Annotated in this window: 18 protein-coding genes and 1 pseudogene; 8 read left to right on the top strand and 11 right to left on the bottom strand. The window is 51.1% G+C overall.

Annotated elements, in window-relative coordinates; translation table 11 throughout:
- The first annotated feature begins 40 nt into the window (after window positions 1-40).
- On the top strand, window positions 41-922 hold the full coding sequence (locus tag ACJJI3_RS09305) for a LysR family transcriptional regulator (RefSeq protein WP_444942232.1): 882 nt from the start codon (window positions 41-43) through the stop codon (window positions 920-922).
- Here ACJJI3_RS09305 and ACJJI3_RS09300 read toward each other — a convergent pair.
- From ACJJI3_RS09300 to ACJJI3_RS09290, 3 genes and pseudogenes are all read right to left on the bottom strand, one after another.
- Window positions 849-1100, bottom strand: a pseudogene (locus ACJJI3_RS09300) (allophanate hydrolase-related protein); the annotation flags it as partial. The gene ACJJI3_RS09305 and the pseudogene ACJJI3_RS09300 sit on opposite strands and share 74 nt — an antisense overlap.
- 116 nt (window positions 1101-1216) lie before the next feature.
- Entirely contained in the window at window positions 1217-2635 is a 1419-nt protein-coding gene (atzF, locus tag ACJJI3_RS09295) for an allophanate hydrolase (RefSeq protein ID WP_444942231.1), read from the bottom strand.
- 404 nt (window positions 2636-3039) lie between these two features.
- On the bottom strand, window positions 3040-3645 hold the full coding sequence (locus ACJJI3_RS09290; RefSeq protein ID WP_444942230.1) for a hypothetical protein: 606 nt from the start codon (window positions 3643-3645) through the stop codon (window positions 3040-3042).
- A gap of 236 nt (window positions 3646-3881) precedes the next feature.
- Here ACJJI3_RS09290 and djlA point away from each other — a divergent pair, with 236 nt between their 5' ends.
- From djlA to ACJJI3_RS09275, 3 genes are all read left to right on the top strand, one after another.
- Window positions 3882-4667, top strand: a complete 786-nt coding sequence (gene djlA, locus ACJJI3_RS09285) for a co-chaperone DjlA (RefSeq protein WP_444942229.1) — start codon at window positions 3882-3884, stop codon at window positions 4665-4667.
- A 46-nt stretch (window positions 4668-4713) separates the two neighbouring features.
- On the top strand, window positions 4714-5022 hold the full coding sequence (locus ACJJI3_RS09280) for a BolA family protein (RefSeq protein WP_444942228.1): 309 nt from the start codon (window positions 4714-4716) through the stop codon (window positions 5020-5022).
- 429 nt (window positions 5023-5451) lie between these two features.
- Entirely contained in the window at window positions 5452-6297 is an 846-nt protein-coding gene (locus ACJJI3_RS09275; RefSeq protein WP_444942227.1) for an OmpW/AlkL family protein, read from the top strand.
- Between the two features lie 115 nt (window positions 6298-6412).
- Here ACJJI3_RS09275 and ACJJI3_RS09270 read toward each other — a convergent pair whose 3' ends face one another.
- The gene (locus ACJJI3_RS09270; protein WP_444942226.1) at window positions 6413-6655 is read right to left on the bottom strand and encodes a hypothetical protein; all 243 of its coding nucleotides are present in this window, start codon (window positions 6653-6655) and stop codon (window positions 6413-6415) included.
- A gap of 448 nt (window positions 6656-7103) precedes the next feature.
- Between ACJJI3_RS09270 and ACJJI3_RS09265 the strand changes: the two genes are divergently transcribed.
- Window positions 7104-8957 carry a cytochrome-c peroxidase gene (locus ACJJI3_RS09265; RefSeq protein ID WP_444942225.1) on the top strand — a complete coding sequence of 618 codons (1854 nt, stop codon included), beginning with the start codon at window positions 7104-7106 and terminating at the stop codon, window positions 8955-8957.
- 72 nt (window positions 8958-9029) lie between these two features.
- Here the strand turns inward: ACJJI3_RS09265 and ACJJI3_RS09260 are convergent, their stop codons facing one another.
- Complete coding sequence (locus ACJJI3_RS09260; protein WP_444942224.1) at window positions 9030-10541, bottom strand: CoA-acylating methylmalonate-semialdehyde dehydrogenase; 1512 nt, start codon at window positions 10539-10541, stop codon at window positions 9030-9032.
- A 98-nt stretch (window positions 10542-10639) separates the two neighbouring features.
- A complete protein-coding gene (gene recQ / locus ACJJI3_RS09255; protein WP_444942223.1) occupies window positions 10640-12445 on the bottom strand; it encodes a DNA helicase RecQ in 1806 nt (601 codons plus the stop codon).
- 153 nt (window positions 12446-12598) lie between these two features.
- Between recQ and ACJJI3_RS09250 the strand changes: the two genes are divergently transcribed.
- Window positions 12599-13027, top strand: a complete 429-nt coding sequence (locus ACJJI3_RS09250; protein WP_157953964.1) for a hypothetical protein — start codon at window positions 12599-12601, stop codon at window positions 13025-13027.
- Here ACJJI3_RS09250 and ACJJI3_RS09245 read toward each other — a convergent pair.
- Complete coding sequence (locus ACJJI3_RS09245) at window positions 13011-13823, bottom strand: glutaminyl-peptide cyclotransferase (RefSeq protein WP_444942222.1); 813 nt, start codon at window positions 13821-13823, stop codon at window positions 13011-13013. The genes ACJJI3_RS09250 and ACJJI3_RS09245 overlap by 17 nt on opposite strands.
- A 9-nt stretch (window positions 13824-13832) precedes the next feature.
- Between ACJJI3_RS09245 and ACJJI3_RS09240 the strand changes: the two genes are divergently transcribed.
- Window positions 13833-14468, top strand: a complete 636-nt coding sequence (locus ACJJI3_RS09240) for a DUF502 domain-containing protein (protein WP_444942221.1) — start codon at window positions 13833-13835, stop codon at window positions 14466-14468.
- On the opposite strand, the gene mnmC is transcribed toward ACJJI3_RS09240, so the two are convergent.
- The 4 genes from mnmC to ACJJI3_RS09220 form a co-directional block, all read right to left on the bottom strand.
- Window positions 14461-16449 carry a bifunctional tRNA (5-methylaminomethyl-2-thiouridine)(34)-methyltransferase MnmC2/FAD-dependent 5-carboxymethylaminomethyl-2-thiouridine(34) oxidoreductase MnmC1 gene (gene mnmC, locus ACJJI3_RS09235; protein ID WP_444942220.1) on the bottom strand — a complete coding sequence of 663 codons (1989 nt, stop codon included), beginning with the start codon at window positions 16447-16449 and terminating at the stop codon, window positions 14461-14463. The genes ACJJI3_RS09240 and mnmC overlap by 8 nt on opposite strands.
- 13 nt (window positions 16450-16462) lie before the next feature.
- The gene (fldB, locus tag ACJJI3_RS09230; RefSeq protein WP_444905852.1) at window positions 16463-17002 is read right to left on the bottom strand and encodes a flavodoxin FldB; all 540 of its coding nucleotides are present in this window, start codon (window positions 17000-17002) and stop codon (window positions 16463-16465) included.
- Window positions 17003-17016: 14 nt separating this feature from the next.
- Window positions 17017-17490, bottom strand: coding sequence for a tRNA (uridine(34)/cytosine(34)/5-carboxymethylaminomethyluridine(34)-2'-O)-methyltransferase TrmL (gene trmL, locus ACJJI3_RS09225; RefSeq protein WP_108732553.1), 474 nt, complete (start codon window positions 17488-17490; stop codon window positions 17017-17019).
- Between the two features lie 82 nt (window positions 17491-17572).
- Complete coding sequence (locus ACJJI3_RS09220) at window positions 17573-18103, bottom strand: glycine cleavage system transcriptional repressor (RefSeq protein WP_282933559.1); 531 nt, start codon at window positions 18101-18103, stop codon at window positions 17573-17575.
- A 92-nt stretch (window positions 18104-18195) separates the two neighbouring features.
- Here ACJJI3_RS09220 and ACJJI3_RS09215 point away from each other — a divergent pair, with 92 nt between their 5' ends.
- Window positions 18196-18540, top strand: coding sequence for an MTH1187 family thiamine-binding protein (locus ACJJI3_RS09215; protein ID WP_444942219.1), 345 nt, complete (start codon window positions 18196-18198; stop codon window positions 18538-18540).
- The last annotated feature ends 9 nt before the right edge of the window (window positions 18541-18549 follow it).

Below are 18549 nucleotides of genomic sequence, written 5' to 3'. Positions count from 1 at the left end.
GTGAATAATCGATTCAATAATGGAGACATTTGATTCCACTATGGAAATAGAAGCACTTGAGAAATTTCTAGTTATTGCAGCGACGGAGAACCTGCAACGCTCCGCAGACAGGCTGGATACGAGTCCAGGCGGACTGAGTAAAACCCTAAAGCGGCTGGAAGGAGAGCTGGGTACTCGCCTGTTTGACCGAGTTGGCAAGCAACTGAAAATCAATGATGCAGGCCGCAGACTGCAAAGTCGGGCGGTTGAGATGGTGGCGATTGCCAGAAGAATTCGCTCTGAAGTTGGTGAGCTAGAGGGAAATCAGGAGTGCCGAATTGCTGCTCCGACCATGCTGCAACTAGCCTGGGGTACATTTATTCACCGCAAAATTATTAGTGAGGAATCAGGAGCGCGGTTGTCATTTACATCGGCCTATGAAGCTTTAGCATTGAAGATGTTATCCAGAGGGGAGGTAGACCTGGCCCTGATAACCGGGGCGGTTTTGGGGCAGTTGTCATCCACAATGGATGCTCGGCCACTTGGCTCAGTATCAATGTGTATTGCTGCAGGGCCTGACCACCCTTTGATAGTGGAGCAGGGGGCTGAGGTGAAGGCTTCACTGTCAGATATCTTGCAATATCCATTTGCCGCACCGAGGATATCACCCTTCTGTGGTGAAGAGCGGGGGATAGGTAGCGATGGGTGGCCAGAAATTAATTATCCTCGTAAGGTGCAGGTCGTTGTAAATGATTATGGGGTTCTTTGCCAGCTAGTAAAAAATAGTAGGCTGCTCGCTTTTCTGCCTGAGCCTCTGATAACTGAAATGGGTGGGGTGATCGTTAGGGTGGAGGATGGCGATATAAAATCTAGTGAAGAGCTCTTTGTAGTAGGAAGGAAAACGAATGCCTCCTGGCTAAGTAAATTTGCCGAGTGGGCTTAGTGTTTGGATTGGAGCCAGTTAAGCCAGCTTCCATAGAGGGTTTTGCAGCAACTAAACTGCCGAAATATTCGCTTAGTAACTGCCATATTTCCACCTGGATGGCTTGCCCATCTCCTGATTCATCTCGAACTAGAGTGGGGCGCTCCTCCTCGGGGAGGACATAGAGTCGGTATTGGTGACTGGTTGTTGTTTTCTGATATAACTGTTCTCCCCGCTCAGTGAGTTGCCAGTTGAGAGGTTACTCTTTGAGATGTGCACCACAGACTACAATTTTTACCAGCTTGTCCGGTGTAGCTAATGGCGAGAGCCGCTGTCTTGGTTGGACGTCTCTCCTGGGCGTTCTCCTGTAGCAGCCAATGGGAGATTACAGGCCTGGTGTAAACTATTAGAAAAACTTAGCAGGGACATATCGCAATGTTTCTGGCTAAATAAAGTGACTCCCCAGCTAATTCCGGAGCTAAGAAAGCCAACGGGCACTGCGGTCGCAGAATAGTCTAATAAGTTCATAAAATTTGTGTAGGTTCCGAGAATAGAATTTCTTTGAATGGGTTGCTCGGCTATTTGCTGGCGGGTGTAAGCAGTCGGTATAGTGGGAATAATGATAAAATCGACATTCTCCAGTGTTTTATCACAAATTCTCTTTAGTGCTTGTAAGCGGTATTGTCCCAAGAAAGCATCAGCTGCAGTTTTTGTTTCCGCGGAGTTAATAACCTTCCGGATTACCTCAAGCATGGATTTCGGTTTTACACCTTGAGTTGCAATCCAGCGCTCGGCTACCCAGGGACCTTCGTATAGTAGCTTTGCCGCTTCTATAAAAGGATTAAAGTCTACAGTTACAGCCTGTCCGCCCAGCACTTTTAATTTTTTGATAGATTGATTAAAGAGTGCCTGGGTTTCTTTATTCCCTTGAAAATCAAGTTGCTCAGGTATACCAAAAGAAAAATTGATCTTATTGTTAGGGAAGCTTTCCTGGAAGTACCGCAGCCTATTTGAAGATGGGGTGGTACGGCTATAGATATCGGCTGAATCAAACTTCGTCGTAATATCAAGTAGTTTGGCGGCATCTTGACAATTTAGAGCGAATATTGACACGCAGTCGAGACTTTTACAGGCGGGGACAACCCCTGTAGTGCTCAGCAGTCCCCGAGTGGGTTTGTGGCCTATTAAATTATTGAGTGCCGCAGGTACCCGACCAGAGCCAGCAGTATCTGTTCCCAAAGCAAAACTGACTTGCCCAAGTGCTGTGGCAATAGCTGATCCCGCACTGCTCCCGCCAGAAATATACTCCTGGTTAAAAGAGTTTTTACCTTCTCCGTAAGGGGAGCGAACACCTACTAGGCCGGTGGCGAATTGATCGAGATTGGTTTTGCCGAGCGGCACGGCTCCTGCTTCAATCAATAGCTTCACAACAAATGCGCTTTCGCTAGGGATATAGCTAAAGTCTGGGCAGGCTGCTGTTGTAGGTACTCCAGCAAGATCAATATTATCCTTGATAGCAAAGGGCACTCCGTATAAAGGCAGATCGCTGGGCCTTATTCGGTCCAATGAATCTAGATAGGGCTCTAGCTCTTCTCGCGTTAATAGGGTGATCCAGGCGTTATAATTGGCTTGCTGCTGTGCCTGCTTTAATAGACTGCCAATGAGTTCACGTGGTGTCGTAATACCTTGCGAGTAGGTGTTTCTTAGATGGTCTAGCGTTAAATCGTGGGCCATAAAAGGGTTCCGAGAATATCTTCAACTAGGGAGCCTCTGAATAACTCCGCGATACCTCTGGCATGCAGAGCGGTTCACAGTCAAGGCGCGGCTTCGCAGGAATGTCTAGACCTTTCAAGAAGTCGCAACGCGGAGTGTGAATCGCTCTGCAAGCCCCGAAGGGCGGGGCCTTGAAGGCCACAGCTGCTGCGTTGCAGCTCTTGCAAAGGGCTACGGCCATTCGCGGCGAGCTGCGCCTAACATCTGCAGCCTTCAAGACCCGCAGAGGCATTACGGAGTTATTCAGAGGCTCCCTAGATACCGGACTGTTATTTATTTCGATGTTTTTATTACTAAGATTATATTTTTTCAAGAATTTTCATCTCACTGTAAACCGCATAATTTTAGATTTAGCAAATACATAATTAGTTTGATGCCCTCTCTGGTGGGCAGGGTGTACCTGCTGCAATCCAACCTTTCATTGCTTCAATGAACTTATCGTGGGGGATATTTACCGGCTGGCGGCTGTCACCGGGGTGCCAGCCCCACAATACCAGTGGGCTGGTACTGACAAACTCCAGTTGACTGGTTGGTGCTCGCCCGCCGTTGTCCTGGGGAGTAGTTAGCAGTTTGCAGATTTGAGCTGAGGATTTTTGTGACCAGTTCAACTCAATGGGTGCCATAACCCACCCTGGAGCTCCAGGCGCACCGGTAACAGGATTGTTTTTATTTGAATGGCAGTTATTGCAACGCATGGTACCTGCCCCCATATTATCTGGACCGCGCTCCACTCTAGGAACATGGGGAGACCCTTCATTTATAAGTGGCATCTCCAACTGGTGGCAATTGAGGCAGCGGGGGTGCAGAAGGACCTCTACGATAGTTTCCCATTCCTGGTGCCCTGGAGTGCTGCTGGCCTCCTCTTGCTGGGATGCACCTCGATGTTGATCGCAACCGGTTAACGTGAGGAGTGCTATGGCACACAAAGCCAATAGGGGGCGAAAGAGAGCTGTGTCTGGCCGCATTTTCATTCGGCTTGCCTTTAAGTTCGATTTTCACTCTCAAACATAATTGGGCCTGAGGACTAGTGATAGTTTCGAGATTGATTGCCGCGTCAAAAGATAGACCTGGCGGGTTCAGTTCTATTGGGTTGTGACCAGAGATTCATATTTGGGGATTAAGGCGCCGTAGTACGTGGTATGATAGGCGCGTTTTACTTGTTTGATTCTTATATAGCGGGCGCGACTTTTAGCGTCTAGGAGAGTGTATGTCCTGGTTAGGGGCGGGGTTAGGTGCAGGCTTTGGTTTTATGTTTGGCGGCCCAATTGGTGCGGCATTGGGAGCCTGGATCGGCAGTTCATTTGGTTCCAGTTTGCAGCAACGCCTCGGGAAGGCTGCTTCGGCCCTGAGCAGGGATGGAGCCCAGACAATCTTCATCGTGACTCTATTTTCGATGCTGGCAAAAATGGCTAAGGCAGATGGCCTGGTTTCCAAAGCTGAAGTGGAGTTTATAGAGGGCTTTATTAGAAATAACCTCCGTCTGGGCACTGAGGAGCGCAAGCATGCAATCCGTATTTTTGAAAATGCCAAGAGTGATAAGTACAGCATTTACGATTACGCAAAACAGTATCGCCAGCTGGTTCGCGATCAAGCAATGCGGGAAATGGTGTATCGCCTATTATTTGCTGTTGCTTATGCCGATGGTGAATTACATAGCGCAGAAGAAGATATTTTAAAACGCATCACTGTTGATCTTGGGTTGCATGAATCTTTATTTGCGGCAATGCAAAATGAGTTTGTGCACGGGGGTAGGAGTACGGCTGCAAATCTGGAGCAGCATTACGCAGTGTTGGGTTGTACTCCGGAGACTAGCGATAAAGAGCTTAAATTAGCTTATCGCCGAAAAGCAGCAGAGTATCATCCCGATAAAATTGCTTCCAAGGGGTTGCCTGAAGAGTTTATGCGTCATGCTGATGATCAGATGAAAAGTATTACTGTTGCCTATGAAGCGATTGTTGAGGCGAGAAAGCAACAGGCTAAGGTTGTCAGCTAGGTTCTGGAAAGTAGCCTTGCTGTATCGCAAATAAAGGAGTTGATAGATGAGTCTTGCTGAGACAATTAAACATAAACTGACTGCGGAATTTTCCCCTCAGCATATTGAAGTGCAATGCGAAAGTCATATGCACAATGTGCCTGCTGGCTCTGAAATGCACTTTCGGGTCGTTTTGGTGAGTGAGGCGTTCAATTCGGCAAGAAAAGTGCAGCGCCATCAAAAAGTCTATGCGGCTTTATCTGAAGAAATGGCTGGCCCAATACATGCTCTTGCTCTGCACACTTACAGCCCGGAAGAGTGGGAGGGACAGGCCCCACAGAGTCCTGAATGCCAGGGTGGTGGAAAAAAGTCGTAATTCAGCGCTTTATTTAAAACAACTCAGACAGGTTCCAGTTCTGGGACCTGTCGCGTTTTTCATGTAAACAGCCATTCAAAAATTTTCAGTTTCTTTTTGCGTCATGAAAGCCCTCATAAGCTTTTACTGGTTGTAAGAATCAGTAGTGTAATGGCGTCTATTTTTTGTTTGTTAATTTAGATCTCTTCATATCTCTCTTGCTCTGGTGGCCGCTAGAATTCCAAGAGGCGCCTATCCATTTTAAAAATCATACTTTGTTCGGGAAAATTAAACGCCAAAAAACGGTTTAAGTGCCAGAAAACAATAAATACTTTTTTACACGCCAACATTTGTTTGTTTTTTCTACACCTGTTACTTCGTGCGACTAGACTGACCATTGATTGGGCTGATTGCTGTTTGATCTGCTGAATATCAATGGAGTTACCACAAATGAAGATGACGCGTATTCTGATCCCCGTTATGACGCCCCTCGCCTTAGCAATCTCTAGTGTCGCTTCGGCAGGACCGGCTGGCTATGCCCCTCCCCCACCAAAGACCCAGGAGTTTAAGGTTCGAATTGGTGGGGCCTATATCTCGCCCAACTCGGATAATGTCACCTTTGGTGATAGATTCTTTGATTGGCCGGATGATGAGTTTTTTGACTGGGGTTCATTCCGTTCCAATGTTGATCCTAGTGATGAGTGGGGCTGGTTTATCAATGTAGAGTGGCGGGCTACTGACCATATGAGTGTATCCTTGAGTTACACCGAGGGTGACCGCCATACTGGAGGAGACAATAGGCCCTGGCTACGTCGCTTTAATCCGGACTTTGACGAGTTCCATCGCCGCCGCGATTTCGCTAGGTGGAAGCCTCAGATCACGGCCGCCTATCTGAATTATTATCCGTTAGATCCCAGCTGCATGGTTCAGCCTTATATGGGAGTAGGTATCAACTATACCGACTTTACCGATGAGCGCCTGAGGAATTGGGGCTGGTGGGATGATGTTGATGATGTTGAAGTGTTCCGGCCTTGGGATGGTCGTGTAAACCTGGGTGACAACTGGGGATACACTTGGCAGATTGGTGTCGACTTTAATTTCGGTCATGATAGTAGCTGGCTGATTAACCTCGCGGCTATTTACTATGATGTAGATACCGATATTGAGGCAGACGTATTCTGGTTCGATACCAATGATGACAATGAGTTTTATCGCCACAGATTCGGTGGTGATTACCTCTTTGACCCCTGGTCATTCAATATTGGTGTAGGCTACAAGTTTGATTTCCACTGGTAATCAGTCATGCAGCCAAAAAAGGGCGCTTCGGCGTCCTTTTTTTATTTAACGCACATTTGATGTTCAGGGGAAGGCGCTTAACCTTTCTTGGGTGCTGCAGTTATCAATCACTTGGTTACAAGTGACGCTTATATTGATCACAGTTATATTCTTTAAATTTCTCTCTCAGTTTTCTTATCTTGTCTTTCCATTTTTCCATCTGCTCTCCTGATCCGCCATCTTTTCTCTCTTCGCGGAAGTGCTCAATTTTTTGTTGCCACTTTTTACATTTCTTAAAGGATGCATCCTCCTGTGCATGTGCTGGGTTGGCAGAGAAAAGTGCAGCAATTAGTGCGACAGTGAGGTCTGTTATTTTCATTGTTTTTCTCGTTTGTTGGTACGCAGATGATCCCATCTTCCAAATATAAAGTAAATAACTTGAAGTCTGGAGGTGTTATCTGTGTGGTAAGTGTTTTCTTAATGGTTTGATTGTTCTTGGTGTAACTACTTGTGTTGCTTGAATTTTTGGTTCTGTGGATGAAAGTCTAATTTTGGTCACTTTCGAAGTGTGTTTCTTCTTTTTTATTTTTGGAGGGTTTTTTTAAAAAATAATGCTCGATTGGTTCTCATTATTTTGTGGAGGTTTAATATTGTTGTTGACTCTGTTTTTTGTGAATTGATAATCCCGCGCAAGTGGCTCCTTGATTGTTGAGAAATTTGGAGTTCGTTTATTTAACCAATAAATAAAACTAAAGATGAATTTGTTTTTTAAAAAGTATTTAAAATTATTGTTGTCTGTAAATACGCGTATCTTGGCTGTTTTTACAGTGCTGCTGCTTTGGGGGTGTAGTGGTGGAGGGAGCAGTGGCAGCTCTGGAGGTGATGATAGCTCGGGTTCCAGTGGGGGGCAGGTGTCTACAGATTTGGAGTCTCCCTCTAACTTAATAGCCGTCACGACTTCGGCTTCCACTATCCGTATCTCCTGGGAGCCAAATGAGAGTGGTGATGTTTCCTATTTAATATATCGCGATGGTGAAGAGGTAGCGGAGACGCAGGCTGAGCGGTTCGAAGATAGTGGTTTGTCCAGCGGTACAAAATATAGCTACAGCGCCGCGGTGAAAGTCAGTGACGGTAGCTATAGTGAGCCGTCAAATGAGGATGTTGCAAGGACACTGGATAGCGATCGAGACGATGACTGGTATAACGGCACCTCCGTCAATACAACCTTTGCAGAAGTAAATACAACAATTGCACGTCTCGATGAATGTACGGCGGGTGAGCGAGTTAGCGATGTATGGGATATAGCTACAGAAAACCTGAATGAGTGTCTTAGGGCTGCCGCAGAGGTTATCAGCCTGGGAGATCGAGTAGGCGCATTAAGAGCTTATGTGGCGCGGCTGCGCAGAGAGGAAGATCCCGCACTTATTGAGTTGGGAATGCGCTTATTTCACAGTAAATCCCTGAGTTTAAATAACGATTCTTCGTGCTCATCTTGTCACCACCCCACACTGGGTTGTGGCAGTGATGGTTTGTCGTTACCGATTGGTGTAAATACGGTAAATCCTGATTTATTGGGGCCCGGTAGAAGCGATGGTAATCTGATGCCGCTATTACCGCGTAACTCGCCCCCCACCTGTAATTCTGCTATTTGGTCGGATAGCCTTTTTTGGGATAGGAGAGTCAGTTTCAGAACAGGTATTAACAACATTGAGGACAAAGCTACTTATTTAGCCAATCAGGTCAGAACTGATGATGGAGATGTCTCTGATGACGTAAATAGTTTTTCTGAAGAGATAGCCAGTAATTCCCTGACACTGTTGATGGCCCAGGCCCACTTTCCTGTAGTTACAGCAGGGGAAATGGGTGAGCGGGGAAGCTTTGCCAGTGATAGCGATTATCGCGAGAACATTGCGTCTGGTTTGAGTGATGAGTGGGATTCACTTTTCGAAGACGCTTTTGGGGATAGCGAAAAAACTTTCCTGCGGGTGTCTGAAGCCTTGGCTGCCTACCAGGCTTCCCAGCTATTTATTGATAACCCTTTCTTTGACTTCCTTGATGGCAATGATGATGCCATGACTGAGATGCAGAAACGTGGTGGAATCCTGTTTTACACCAACACTGCTTGTGCACAATGCCATGATGGGCCATTTTTTACTTTGGAAACGTCCAGGGGATTTCGCTATCCACAAATTGGAGTCGGTACCAATGAAGATGGTAGCGATTTGGAAAGATATAGGGTGCCGTCGCTTCTCAATGTTTCCATTTCCGGTCCATGGGGGCACGCGGGACAGTTTGGCAGTTTAGAGCGAAATATCTCTCATTACTTCAATACTTTGGATTCCATCCAAAGTTATTTTGGTGTTGATGATACTGGCACACCCTTGACCGATACTGTTGCAGATTTGTGTGAGCTGGAGCAGTTCGAGTATTTGGGCAGTGGTTGTGTTGATATTGTCGCACCCAATGGTTATCAGCTTACCATGGACTTGGTTGGTGATAGCCCAGCAAATCGTGGCGAGTCCGATGACGAAATCGAAATTTTGGCTGAGTTCCTCCGGGCTTTGACTGATCCCAGTGCGTTACCGGGGACTCCAGAAATCGATGTATTGATTCCGCCGAGAGATGGAGGTCCGGATGGCCATCAGCTGGATGCGGTAGATCAGGAGGGGAACTCTTTATAGTAAGAAAAAAGTGCCCGACAAAATCGGGCACTTTTTTTGAAGGGGAAACCTGGGGGGCTGCCACCCCAGTGCTTACTGATTTGAGGGGAAACTGAACTGAATACCTTCCCTCACCCCACTGGCAGGCCAGCGCTGGGTGATGGTTTTGCGTTTGGTGTAGAAACGCACTGAATCGGGTCCATATGCGTGAAGGTCACCAAACAATGAACGCTTCCAACCGCCGAAACTGTGGTGGGCTACCGGTACCGGCAGGGGTACATTAATACCGACCATTCCAACTTTAATATTGTCGCTAAAATAGCGTGCTGCCTCGCCGTCACGGGTGAACAGGCAGGTACCATTGCCATATTCATGGGCATCGATAATATCCATGGCTTCCTGCATGGTTTCGACACGCATCACACAGAGTACCGGGCCAAAAATCTCGCCGCTGTGAATCGACATTTCCGGGGTGACACGATCGAATAGGCAAGCGCCCAGGTAATTACCATTTTCAAAACCGGAAACGGTCTGGTTGCGTCCATCTACAGCCAGTTCCGCACCTTCTTCGATACCAGCGGCAATATAGTTTTCAACTTTTTGTAAGTGTTGCCGGGTGACCAGTGGCCCCATATCGTTATGGCTGTCCATTCCATCGCCGATTTTCAGATCAGCAATTTGCACTTTGAGTTTCTCAACAAGGGCATCGGCGGTTTCATTACCCACCGCTACAGCGACAGAGATAGCCATACAGCGCTCGCCGCAGGAACCATAGGCTGCACCCATCAGGGCAGCGGCAGCGTTGTCCAGGTCGGCATCTGGCATGATTATCGCGTGGTTCTTGGCGCCACCAAACGCTTGCACTCTTTTTCCATGGGCGGTGCCTGTGGTGTAGACATACTCTGCGATCGGTGTCGATCCCACAAAGCTCACCGCTTGGACGCGCTTATCGGTCAAGAGCGTATCGACGGCCTCTTTACCGCCGTTGACCACATTTAATACCCCTGTGGGGATGCCGGCCTCTATACCCAGCTCCGCGATAAACAGGGCAGAGGAGGGGGTGCGTTCGGAGGGTTTTAGTACAAAGGTATTACCGCAGGCAATTGCCATGGGCCACATCCACAGAGGAACCATAGCGGGGAAATTAAAGGGGGTTATGCCGGCACAAACACCCAGCGGTTGGAATTCGCTCCAGGAGTCTATTGCCGGCCCGACATTTTTACTGTGCTCGCCCTTTAGCATTTCCGGAGTAGAGCAAACGTACTCGATATTCTCGATGCCTCGCTGTAATTCCCCCATCGCATCGTCGAGGACTTTGCCGTGTTCCAGGGTAATCAGCTCACAGATCTTTGCGGCGTTCTCCTGCAGCAGGTCTCGCAGGCGGTACATAATTCGTACTCGCTTGGCCGTCGGAAGGTTTCGCCAAGCGGGAAAGGCTGCTTCAGCTGCACTAATGGCCTCTTCAACCGTCGCTTTAGAGGCTAGCGAAACCTGGGCGATCACTTCGTTGGTGGAGGGGTTGGTGACCTCTTGGAGTTCGGAGTTACCTGCGGCACCGGTGTCAATAACCATGTTGCCATTAATCAGGTGGCCGATTACTTTCATAGTTCTCTCTCAGTCGGGTTTATCAATTATTGTTCTACTGCTTTGCCCCTTTGTAACACAGCTCTGTGTTTTGGGGAAAAGCTCCCGACTGTTCGGAGTTATTCGTGTTTGGGAAAATCCCTGAGAACCGCCAAAAATGCATCTCCGAAGCGTTCGAGCTTACTGTCTCCAACGCCGGAGACCGCTAATAGCTCGCTGCGTGTTTGTGGGTGGGCTTGTACCATGCCGCGCAGGGTCGCATCGTGGAAGACGACATAAGGCGGCACGCCGCGCTCTTCTGCCAACTGTTTGCGACAGTTGCGCAGGGCTTCCCAAAGCACTTGGTTTTCTGGGCTGAGATCATCCAGGCCGCGACTGTCACGGCTCTGCGAGCGCGCTGCTTTCGGGGGAAGCTTACGCAGGTTGAGAGCCTCCTCCCGGCGCAGCAGCGGGCGACAAATTTCAGTGAGCCTCAGCCCCTGGAATTCCCCCTCGACCTCCAGGTAGCCGCGAACAATCAGCTGCCGCACGACTGCCCGCCATTCGGCTGCGCTCAGGTCTTTGCCGATGCCATGAGTGGAGAGCTGGTCATGCTCGAATTTGCGGACTTTCTCGTTCTCGGAGCCGCGCAGTACATCGATCACGTGGCTGGCGCCAAAGCGCTGTCCGGTGCGATAGACACAGGAGAGTAGTTTTACCGCTGCCTCACTGGCATCCCAGGTGGCAGGCGGCTCCAGACAGGTGTCACAGTTGCTGCAAGGTTCGTCCAGTGGTTCCGCAAAATAGTCCAGCAGGGCCTGGCGGCGGCAGCTGGTGATTTCACACAGCCCAAGCATGGCATTCAGGCGGCTGCGTTCCTGGCGCTTGTGCTCTTCGCTGCCCTCTGAGGATTCCACCATCTGGCCGATCTTTACCACATCCTCGAGACCGTAGAGGAGTAAAGCAACTGAGGCCCCACCATCGCGGCCGGCACGGCCCGTTTCCTGATAGTAGGCTTCTATGCTTTTGGGCAGGTCCAGGTGAACAACGAAACGCACATCCGGCTTATCAATCCCCATACCAAATGCAATGGTGGCGACAACAATGACGCCCTCTTCACGCAGGAAGCGGCGCTGGTGCTCGGCGCGGGTCTCGGCGGATAGCCCGGCGTGATAGGGCAAGGCAGTGAAGCCCTGCTGGCTCAACCACTCCGCAGTGTTCTCCACTTTGGCTCGGGACAGGCAGTAAATAACCCCGGCGTTGCCCTGGTGTCCGTTTTGTAAGAATTGCAGCAGTTGGCGGCGCTGGTTGTCCTTGGGCTCAATGCGGTACTGGATATTGGGGCGGTCGAAGCTGCTGACAAAGTGGCGGGCCTCTTCCAAGCCCAAGCGGCGAGCAATTTCTGCACGGGTGCGCTTGTCTGCTGTCGCTGTCAGGGCAATACGGGGTACCCGGGGGAATTGCTCGTGCAGGCAGTTGAGTTGCAGATAGTCGGCGCGAAAGTCATGCCCCCATTGGGAAACACAGTGGGCTTCATCAATGGCAAACAGCGACAGTTCTACCCGTTGCAGTAATGACAGGGTTCGTGGCTGTAGCAACCGCTCCGGGGCTAGATAGAGGAGATCCAGCTCACCGTGTAATAGCTGGCTTTCGATTGCCTGAATTTCGTCGTAGGCCACTGATGAATTCAAGTAAGCGGCGCGGATGCCGGCTTCCTGAAGAGCTTCTACCTGGTCCTGCATCAGGGCAATCAGGGGGGAGATTACAACTCCACACCCGGGGCGCGCCAGGGCGGGAATCTGGTAGCACAGGGATTTACCACCGCCGGTGGGCATTAATACCAGGGCATCATTGCCGGCTACCAGTGTGTCGATAACTGCTTTTTGAGGATCGCGGAAATCGGTATAGCCAAAAACGTGTTCGAGAATATGTTGTGGGGAATTCATGGGCGGGGAGTATACCTTGTGGCTCGATCGCGCGCGGTATGTTTATTGATGAGTATGCCGCTGAAATTGAATGAAATTGACGGCTTTACGCCTGTGACATATTTCGCGGGTTATAATCCTACGCCATCACAGCGGCAAGCTAAGGATAGGGCTATGCGCACATTGATTTTGTCAACTGTGTTGTCGTTGACGGTTCCTGCCGGACTTCTGGGGTGCGCCTCCACCTCCCCACATAATCTGGTTCAATCTGTTGTTGCTGACACTCACCTGGGGTGGCAAACAGCACCGGAAAACCAACTGGCATTTTCCCTTGCGACCGCATCGGGTGTTGCCCAGGTTGAGCTACAGCCTTTGCCGGAAGAGTTCACAGTGGTCACTCTTGAGTTACCCGGCATGCAAAAAGTTGAAAATATTCAGTGGGAAAATGAAGAAGGGAAATTCACCACGCTGTATGACGGGGAGGCGAGTTTGGAAGGCGTCAGCCTACAGAGCCGGGGGCACGGCTATCGCTTGCAGTTGCAGTTGTCTGCGATGGACTATCTCCGGGATGGGGGGGTGCTGACCGTTACGGATCAGCGTTAGAAACTCTACTGGTACGCTCAAAGCCCAGTCCTGCAGGGCGAATTAAATAGAGCTGTTTCCAGTACTTTCCAGTTACCCAGAGCCCATTTTTGGCTTTGTCCCAGGCGATCCCATTGGCCACGGTGTCAGGATGATTTCTGCCGGCCGGATTTAGAGCGCTGAGATCGATAATGCCGCGCACCTGGCCACTCTTCGGATCTATGGCAATAATCTGTTTTTCTTGCCATATATTTGCCCAAATCAGGCCCTGGGCAAATTCCAATTCATTAAGTCTGGACCAATTTTTACCTCCGCCTTGAACTTTGAGGTGTCGCACTACCTCAAAAGTATCGGGGTCGCGGAAAACCAGTTCGCCACTGCCATTACTCATAATCAGCTGCTGGCCATTACTGGTGAGGCCCCAGCCTTCGCCTCGGTAGTGCATGACCTTCAAGTGTTGGAGCTTGTCTGTGTGGTAGACATGGACCTCTCCCGCCTTGTAGGTCAGCAGGTAAAGTTTATCGTTGAGAACTGTGAGCCCTTCGGCGAAACGATTCCTAGCCAGCCATTTGCGTCTTACTGGATTGGCCCCAGGGTCGGTATACTCGGCGAGCCAGGAGCGGCGGTAGCGACCACTGCTCTCCCACCAGCGTTGACCATCGTAGAAAAGCCCCTGGGTGAAATGGTCCCCTCCACGCTGGCGCTCTTCCAGGATGGAAAAAGGGATTGTTTGGAGTTGTGTCTCTACAGCTGCACTTTGCGGCCACGGGGCGTAAAGCAATAACAGTATCCAGCTGTTCACGAGAAGTCGGTTCATCAATAGCCTATGACCAGAATTAAAACTTTTATCACTTTGACGCTGCTGGGTGGACTCGCAGTGGTGCTGCCTATAGCTATCTTTGTCCTGCTGTTTCAGTGGCTGTTCGGTCAAGTTAGTGATCTTGTAGCTCCCGCTGTGGTGTGGCTTGAGGCGCATACAGAATTTAAGAATACCCTTGCCAGGCTCGTGGTGATAGCCCTGATCCTTGGTGGTTGTTTCGCGATTGGTTTGTTGGTGAAAACCAGTGTTGGCAGCTGGTTGCACCGCCATGTGGATCACTGGTTGGGACGCCTGGCGCCGGGTTACAGCACCATCAAAGATGTGGTGATCCAGTTTATTGGTGGCGGTGGTGAAGGTGTGTTGGCGGGGCCGGTAGCCAAGGTCCGCATTCATGGCATTGATAATCCGCTCACTGTCACCGCAATTGTCACTTCTCAACACCCCAATGGAGATATGACCGTCTATGTGCCCACAGCGCCGGTACCCACCTCCGGGTTTGTGTTTCACGTGCCGGCAGAGTGCGTAGAAATACTGCCCGGCGTGAGTGTTGAGGCGGCGATGAAGACGATCGTCGCCTGTGGTTCCGGCAGTGCCAACTTGCTGTCTTCAGAGAAGAAGGAGACTGGAGCCCCTTCTACTTGATATCCCGGTTTCTACCCAGATCGCGAATGGCAAAGCGAGCTGGGTGCAGTGCTTTGGCCAGGGTTGCACTGACCGGTAGAGGCTCGTTGAGCATCCAGGCAGTCAGTACCTCGGCTGTTAGTGGTGCGTAGGTAAAGCCACGGGAACCCAAGCCACCCATTACATAGAGACCTTGCTGGTAGTCAGCCCGCTCGGGGACGTACTGCTTGCGGTTCTTGCGCAGTGCGACATAGGTATCGCTGATAGAGTCCCAGATGGGTAGGGGGCCGGCTAAGGGTAGGTAGTCGGGTGTCGCTGCGCGCAAAGCCGCTCGGCCAGAGAGAGACTGTTGTGAGAACTCATCTGCTATTTGCGGCAGTAGCTCCGCCAGGGTTTGCAGGTTCTCGCTGTGCTCGCTATCCCGCAGCTCGGTGGCGGTCTCCTTGAGCTTAAAGGTGGCACCAAAGCTCTGGCGGCCCTGATACGCTGGAGTGATATAACCCTCACCGCAAAGAGCCATTTGCAACTGCGAAGAGTTTTCAGTGGCGGCTGCTCTGGATACCTGCCCGCGAATTGGCCTCAAGGGGAGTACCGCCGCAGGGGCAAACTGGCGAATGTCATTGGCACCGCACAGAACTACCGCATCAAATTGAAAGTCACTGCGGTCTGTTTTTACTGACCAACCGCTCGATTCTCGCTCTAATTCTTTTACCAAGCTGTTGTTGTGCAGGTTGATATTTGGGTGCTGCAATAAAGTGGCGCAGACTTTGCGCGGTTCAATCCACCCGGCGTGAGGAAAGTGCAGTCCACCCACGGGTAGGTCGACGCCTGCCAGGGAGCTGGCCGCTCGGGCATCGACAGGTTCAGCCAATAGCTGCCCATCGCTCTCTGCCAGTGTGGCGGCAACCTGACTCTGTAATTGCTGTTCCCGCTCAGTTTGCGCCAATTGCAGTAGACCGCTGAAGTGGCTCACTTTAGAGCAGCGGCTGCGATAGTAGCGCTGGGCAAACATTAAAGCGTGAAGATTGAAGTCTCCGTTGGGGCCGGGCTTGGGAGATAACTTGGCGTATAGAATTCCCTGGTCATTCCCAGAGCCACCAGAGCCGGGTTCCTCACCCTGTTCAAATACCTGAACATCAATGCCGCGCTCTGCCAGTGCCCGGGCAGTAGTGGCACTGGCTATTCCCGCGCCGACAATAGCGACGGTTTTAGGAGGCTTGCTTTCCTGGTGAGGCAGGTGCCACGGAGTTTCTCTGGTTTCGCTCACTTGTGGGCTCTCCAGAGTGCCACACAGCATCTCTCTTTTGCGTCCGAAGCCGGGAACCTTGCGCAGGGAAAAACCGGCATCGCGGAGTCCGCGCTTAACCAGCCCGGCACAGGTAAAGGTGGCGAAAGTGGCGCTGGGACTGCTCAGAGCGGCCATGTTGTTAAACAGCTCTGGTGTCCACATATCCGGGTTCTTGGCTGGGGCAAAACCGTCCAGGAACCAAGCGTCTACCTGGTGATCGCTGTCCCTTTGCAGGCGCAAGCTGTTCAGGGCCTCACTTGCCTCCCCGATAATCAGGGTCAGGCTGACTGGGCCAAAGTGCAGCCGGTGAATGCCGGCGGCCAGCAGGGGGGGGTAGCTATCAATCAAGGGCTGGGCGAACGGGGCCAGTTGTGGCCAGAGATCCAGTGCCCGGCGCAGGTCGTTGGGACGCAGTGGGAACTTCTCGACCGAAATAAAGTGCAAGCGAGCACTTTCCGGGGCCGTTTTCTGCCAAAGCTCTGCGGCGGCGAGAAAGTTCAGGCCGGTGCCGAAGCCTGTCTCGGCAATGGTAAAGGTGCCGTTCTCTGCGAGCCGTTGCCAGCGTTCAGCCAGGGCATTTTGCTGCAGGAAAACGTAGCGGGTTTCCTCCAGGCCGGAGGCGCTGGAAAAATAGATATCGTCATAGGTGCGAGACAGCGGCTGGCCGTCTTCACGCCATTCAATTTCTGCGTACTTCTTGTCCGGTTCGCTCACAATAAGACTTCCGTCAGCCCTCATCCTGCAAGCCAAACTCGCGCATTACCTGGTCGCACCAGCGCTGGATACGCTCCTCGCTCAGATCGAATTCGTTCTCCTCATCCAGGGCCAGTCCGACAAACTGGCTGCCATCGGCGGTTAGCCCCTTGGACTCTTCAAACTCGTAACCTTCTGCGGACCAATAGCCCACTGCACGGGCACCGCAGGCGAGGAGCTGTGAATGCAAATAGCCCAAGGCGTCTTGGAACCACTGGGGGTAGCCTTCCTGATCACCCAGACCAAACAGCGCGACCTTTTTCTCGTGCAGGTCCAGCGCGGCCAAGTCGTCCCAGATATTTTCCCAGTCCTCTTGCAGTTCGCCGTAGTCCCAGGTGGGAATGCCGAACAAAAGGAAGTCGTAGTCTTCGGCGAGGCCAATATCCGCCTCTGCGATATTGTGGATATCAATCCATTGAGGACCGATACACTGGCGGATCTTCTCCGCAGCCATTTCGGTATAGCAAGTGCTGGAACCGTAAAAGAGTCCGATTGGGGCTTGGGAACTTTGCATAACAGGTGAACTTCTTACTGCTGGGACACGGCGCCACTAAAATCCAATTGTCGCCAAGCCTCGTAGATAACAATGGCGGCGGCATTGGACAGGTTGATACTGCGGCTCTCGGCACGCATGGGGATACGCAAAGTGTTTTCGGCCCCTACTGCTTGCAGGAACTCTGCGGGCAGTCCCCGGGTCTCCGGGCCAAACACAATGGCGTCATCCGCCTGGAATTCGATCGCGGTATGGCTTTTGCTTCCCTTGGTGGAGAGCGCCAGCACCCTGGCGGGTTGTTCGCTATCGATAAAGGTCTGCCAGTCCTTGTGGCGCACCACGCGACTGTACTCGCTGTAGTCGAGGCCGGCGCGACGCAGGCGTTTGTCATCCATATCGAAACCCAAGGGCTCGATAAGGTGCAGCTCTGCCCCGGTATTGGCACAAAGTCGAATAATATTGCCGGTATTTGGTGCTATTTCAGGTTGGTATAGAACAATCTTGAACATGAGGTGGCGTTTGCGCTGGAGAGACTTCTAGCTAGACCGGACAGCAGTGCCCGGCCCTGTACGGCTGCGGATTATTCCACAATTAGATGGGGGTGGCGATCTCCTCGCAATCGATCTCGACCCCGAGTTCATTGGCAATCTGGTCCAGATCGTCACGCAGGCCGTCGAGATCTATGTCTTCGGCCACACTGATAGTGCACTCGGCATTAAACAGGGGCTCACCGCTCCAGGGAGTACTGCCGTAAGTGGTTTCCAGGTGCTCCATATTGATATGGTGGGCGGTAAGGGCGCGCGAGATCTCGCGGACTATGCCGGGACGGTCGTTGCCAACCAGTTTCAGCGTCAGCGTTTGCTGGGGTTTGGCGGATACTGCAATGGCATCTTCAATAACCAGGTTGTAGCCTGCGTTTGCCAGGGCTGACAACGCTTCTTTTAGTGTCTCACTTTTATCTGCGGGCACCGCCACCCGCAGGATTCCGGCAAACTTCCCAGCGAAGTGGGCCATATGGCTGTCTTCCCAGTTGCCGCCGTTATCTGCGATAACTGCTGAAAGCTTTTCCACGACACCGGGCTTGTCATCAGAGATCATGGAGATAACGAGATGCTGTTGCATATAGGGTTCCTTTGCTTCACGAGAGACGTTGAGCTGACATTGTAATAGGATCTCGTCGAATAACTCTATCGGCCAATCTCAAAAGCGTTATTTTGAAACCATTATCCAAGTACTTTAACGAGGGACTGTTGATGAACGTGATTGCGGACTTATGTGTGATCCCTATCGGCGTTGGTGTTTCCGTCAGTAAATACGTTGCTGAGTGTGAGCGGGTGCTGGAAGAGGCGGGGCTTTCCTATCGCCTGCACGCATACGGTACCAATATCGAGGGGGACTGGGATAAGGTGATGGCGGCAGTTAAAGAGTGCCACGAGCGGGTACATCAAATGGGCGCCGACCGAATCAGTTCCAGTCTGAAATTGGGAACTCGTATTGATCGCGAGCAATCTATGCAGGATAAGATCGACAGTGTGCAAACGAAGTTGGACCAACGATAACAACACAGG

This window comes from Microbulbifer maximicatervae (SeqCode) (assembly GCF_052466985.1).
The sequence above is the reverse complement of the archived record's forward strand: the minus strand, read 5'-3'. Positions and strand labels throughout refer to the sequence as shown.

What these genes read in the sequence shown, in the direction of transcription:
- ACJJI3_RS09305 (WP_444942232.1), top strand. Translation starts at nt 41, where the DNA reads ATGGAAATAGAAGCACTTGAGAAATTTCTAGTTATTGCAGCGACGGAG.
- atzF (WP_444942231.1), bottom strand. Translation starts at nt 2,635, where the DNA reads ATGGCCCACGATTTAACGCTAGACCATCTAAGAAACACCTACTCGCAA.
- ACJJI3_RS09290 (WP_444942230.1), bottom strand. Translation starts at nt 3,645, where the DNA reads ATGAAAATGCGGCCAGACACAGCTCTCTTTCGCCCCCTATTGGCTTTG.
- djlA (WP_444942229.1), top strand. Translation starts at nt 3,882, where the DNA reads ATGTCCTGGTTAGGGGCGGGGTTAGGTGCAGGCTTTGGTTTTATGTTT.
- ACJJI3_RS09280 (WP_444942228.1), top strand. Translation starts at nt 4,714, where the DNA reads ATGAGTCTTGCTGAGACAATTAAACATAAACTGACTGCGGAATTTTCC.
- ACJJI3_RS09275 (WP_444942227.1), top strand. Translation starts at nt 5,452, where the DNA reads ATGAAGATGACGCGTATTCTGATCCCCGTTATGACGCCCCTCGCCTTA.
- ACJJI3_RS09270 (WP_444942226.1), bottom strand. Translation starts at nt 6,655, where the DNA reads ATGAAAATAACAGACCTCACTGTCGCACTAATTGCTGCACTTTTCTCT.
- ACJJI3_RS09260 (WP_444942224.1), bottom strand. Translation starts at nt 10,541, where the DNA reads ATGAAAGTAATCGGCCACCTGATTAATGGCAACATGGTTATTGACACC.
- recQ (WP_444942223.1), bottom strand. Translation starts at nt 12,445, where the DNA reads ATGAATTCCCCACAACATATTCTCGAACACGTTTTTGGCTATACCGAT.
- ACJJI3_RS09250 (WP_157953964.1), top strand. Translation starts at nt 12,599, where the DNA reads ATGCGCACATTGATTTTGTCAACTGTGTTGTCGTTGACGGTTCCTGCC.
- ACJJI3_RS09245 (WP_444942222.1), bottom strand. Translation starts at nt 13,823, where the DNA reads ATGAACCGACTTCTCGTGAACAGCTGGATACTGTTATTGCTTTACGCC.
- ACJJI3_RS09240 (WP_444942221.1), top strand. Translation starts at nt 13,833, where the DNA reads ATGACCAGAATTAAAACTTTTATCACTTTGACGCTGCTGGGTGGACTC.
- fldB (WP_444905852.1), bottom strand. Translation starts at nt 17,002, where the DNA reads ATGCAAAGTTCCCAAGCCCCAATCGGACTCTTTTACGGTTCCAGCACT.
- trmL (WP_108732553.1), bottom strand. Translation starts at nt 17,490, where the DNA reads ATGTTCAAGATTGTTCTATACCAACCTGAAATAGCACCAAATACCGGC.
- ACJJI3_RS09220 (WP_282933559.1), bottom strand. Translation starts at nt 18,103, where the DNA reads ATGCAACAGCATCTCGTTATCTCCATGATCTCTGATGACAAGCCCGGT.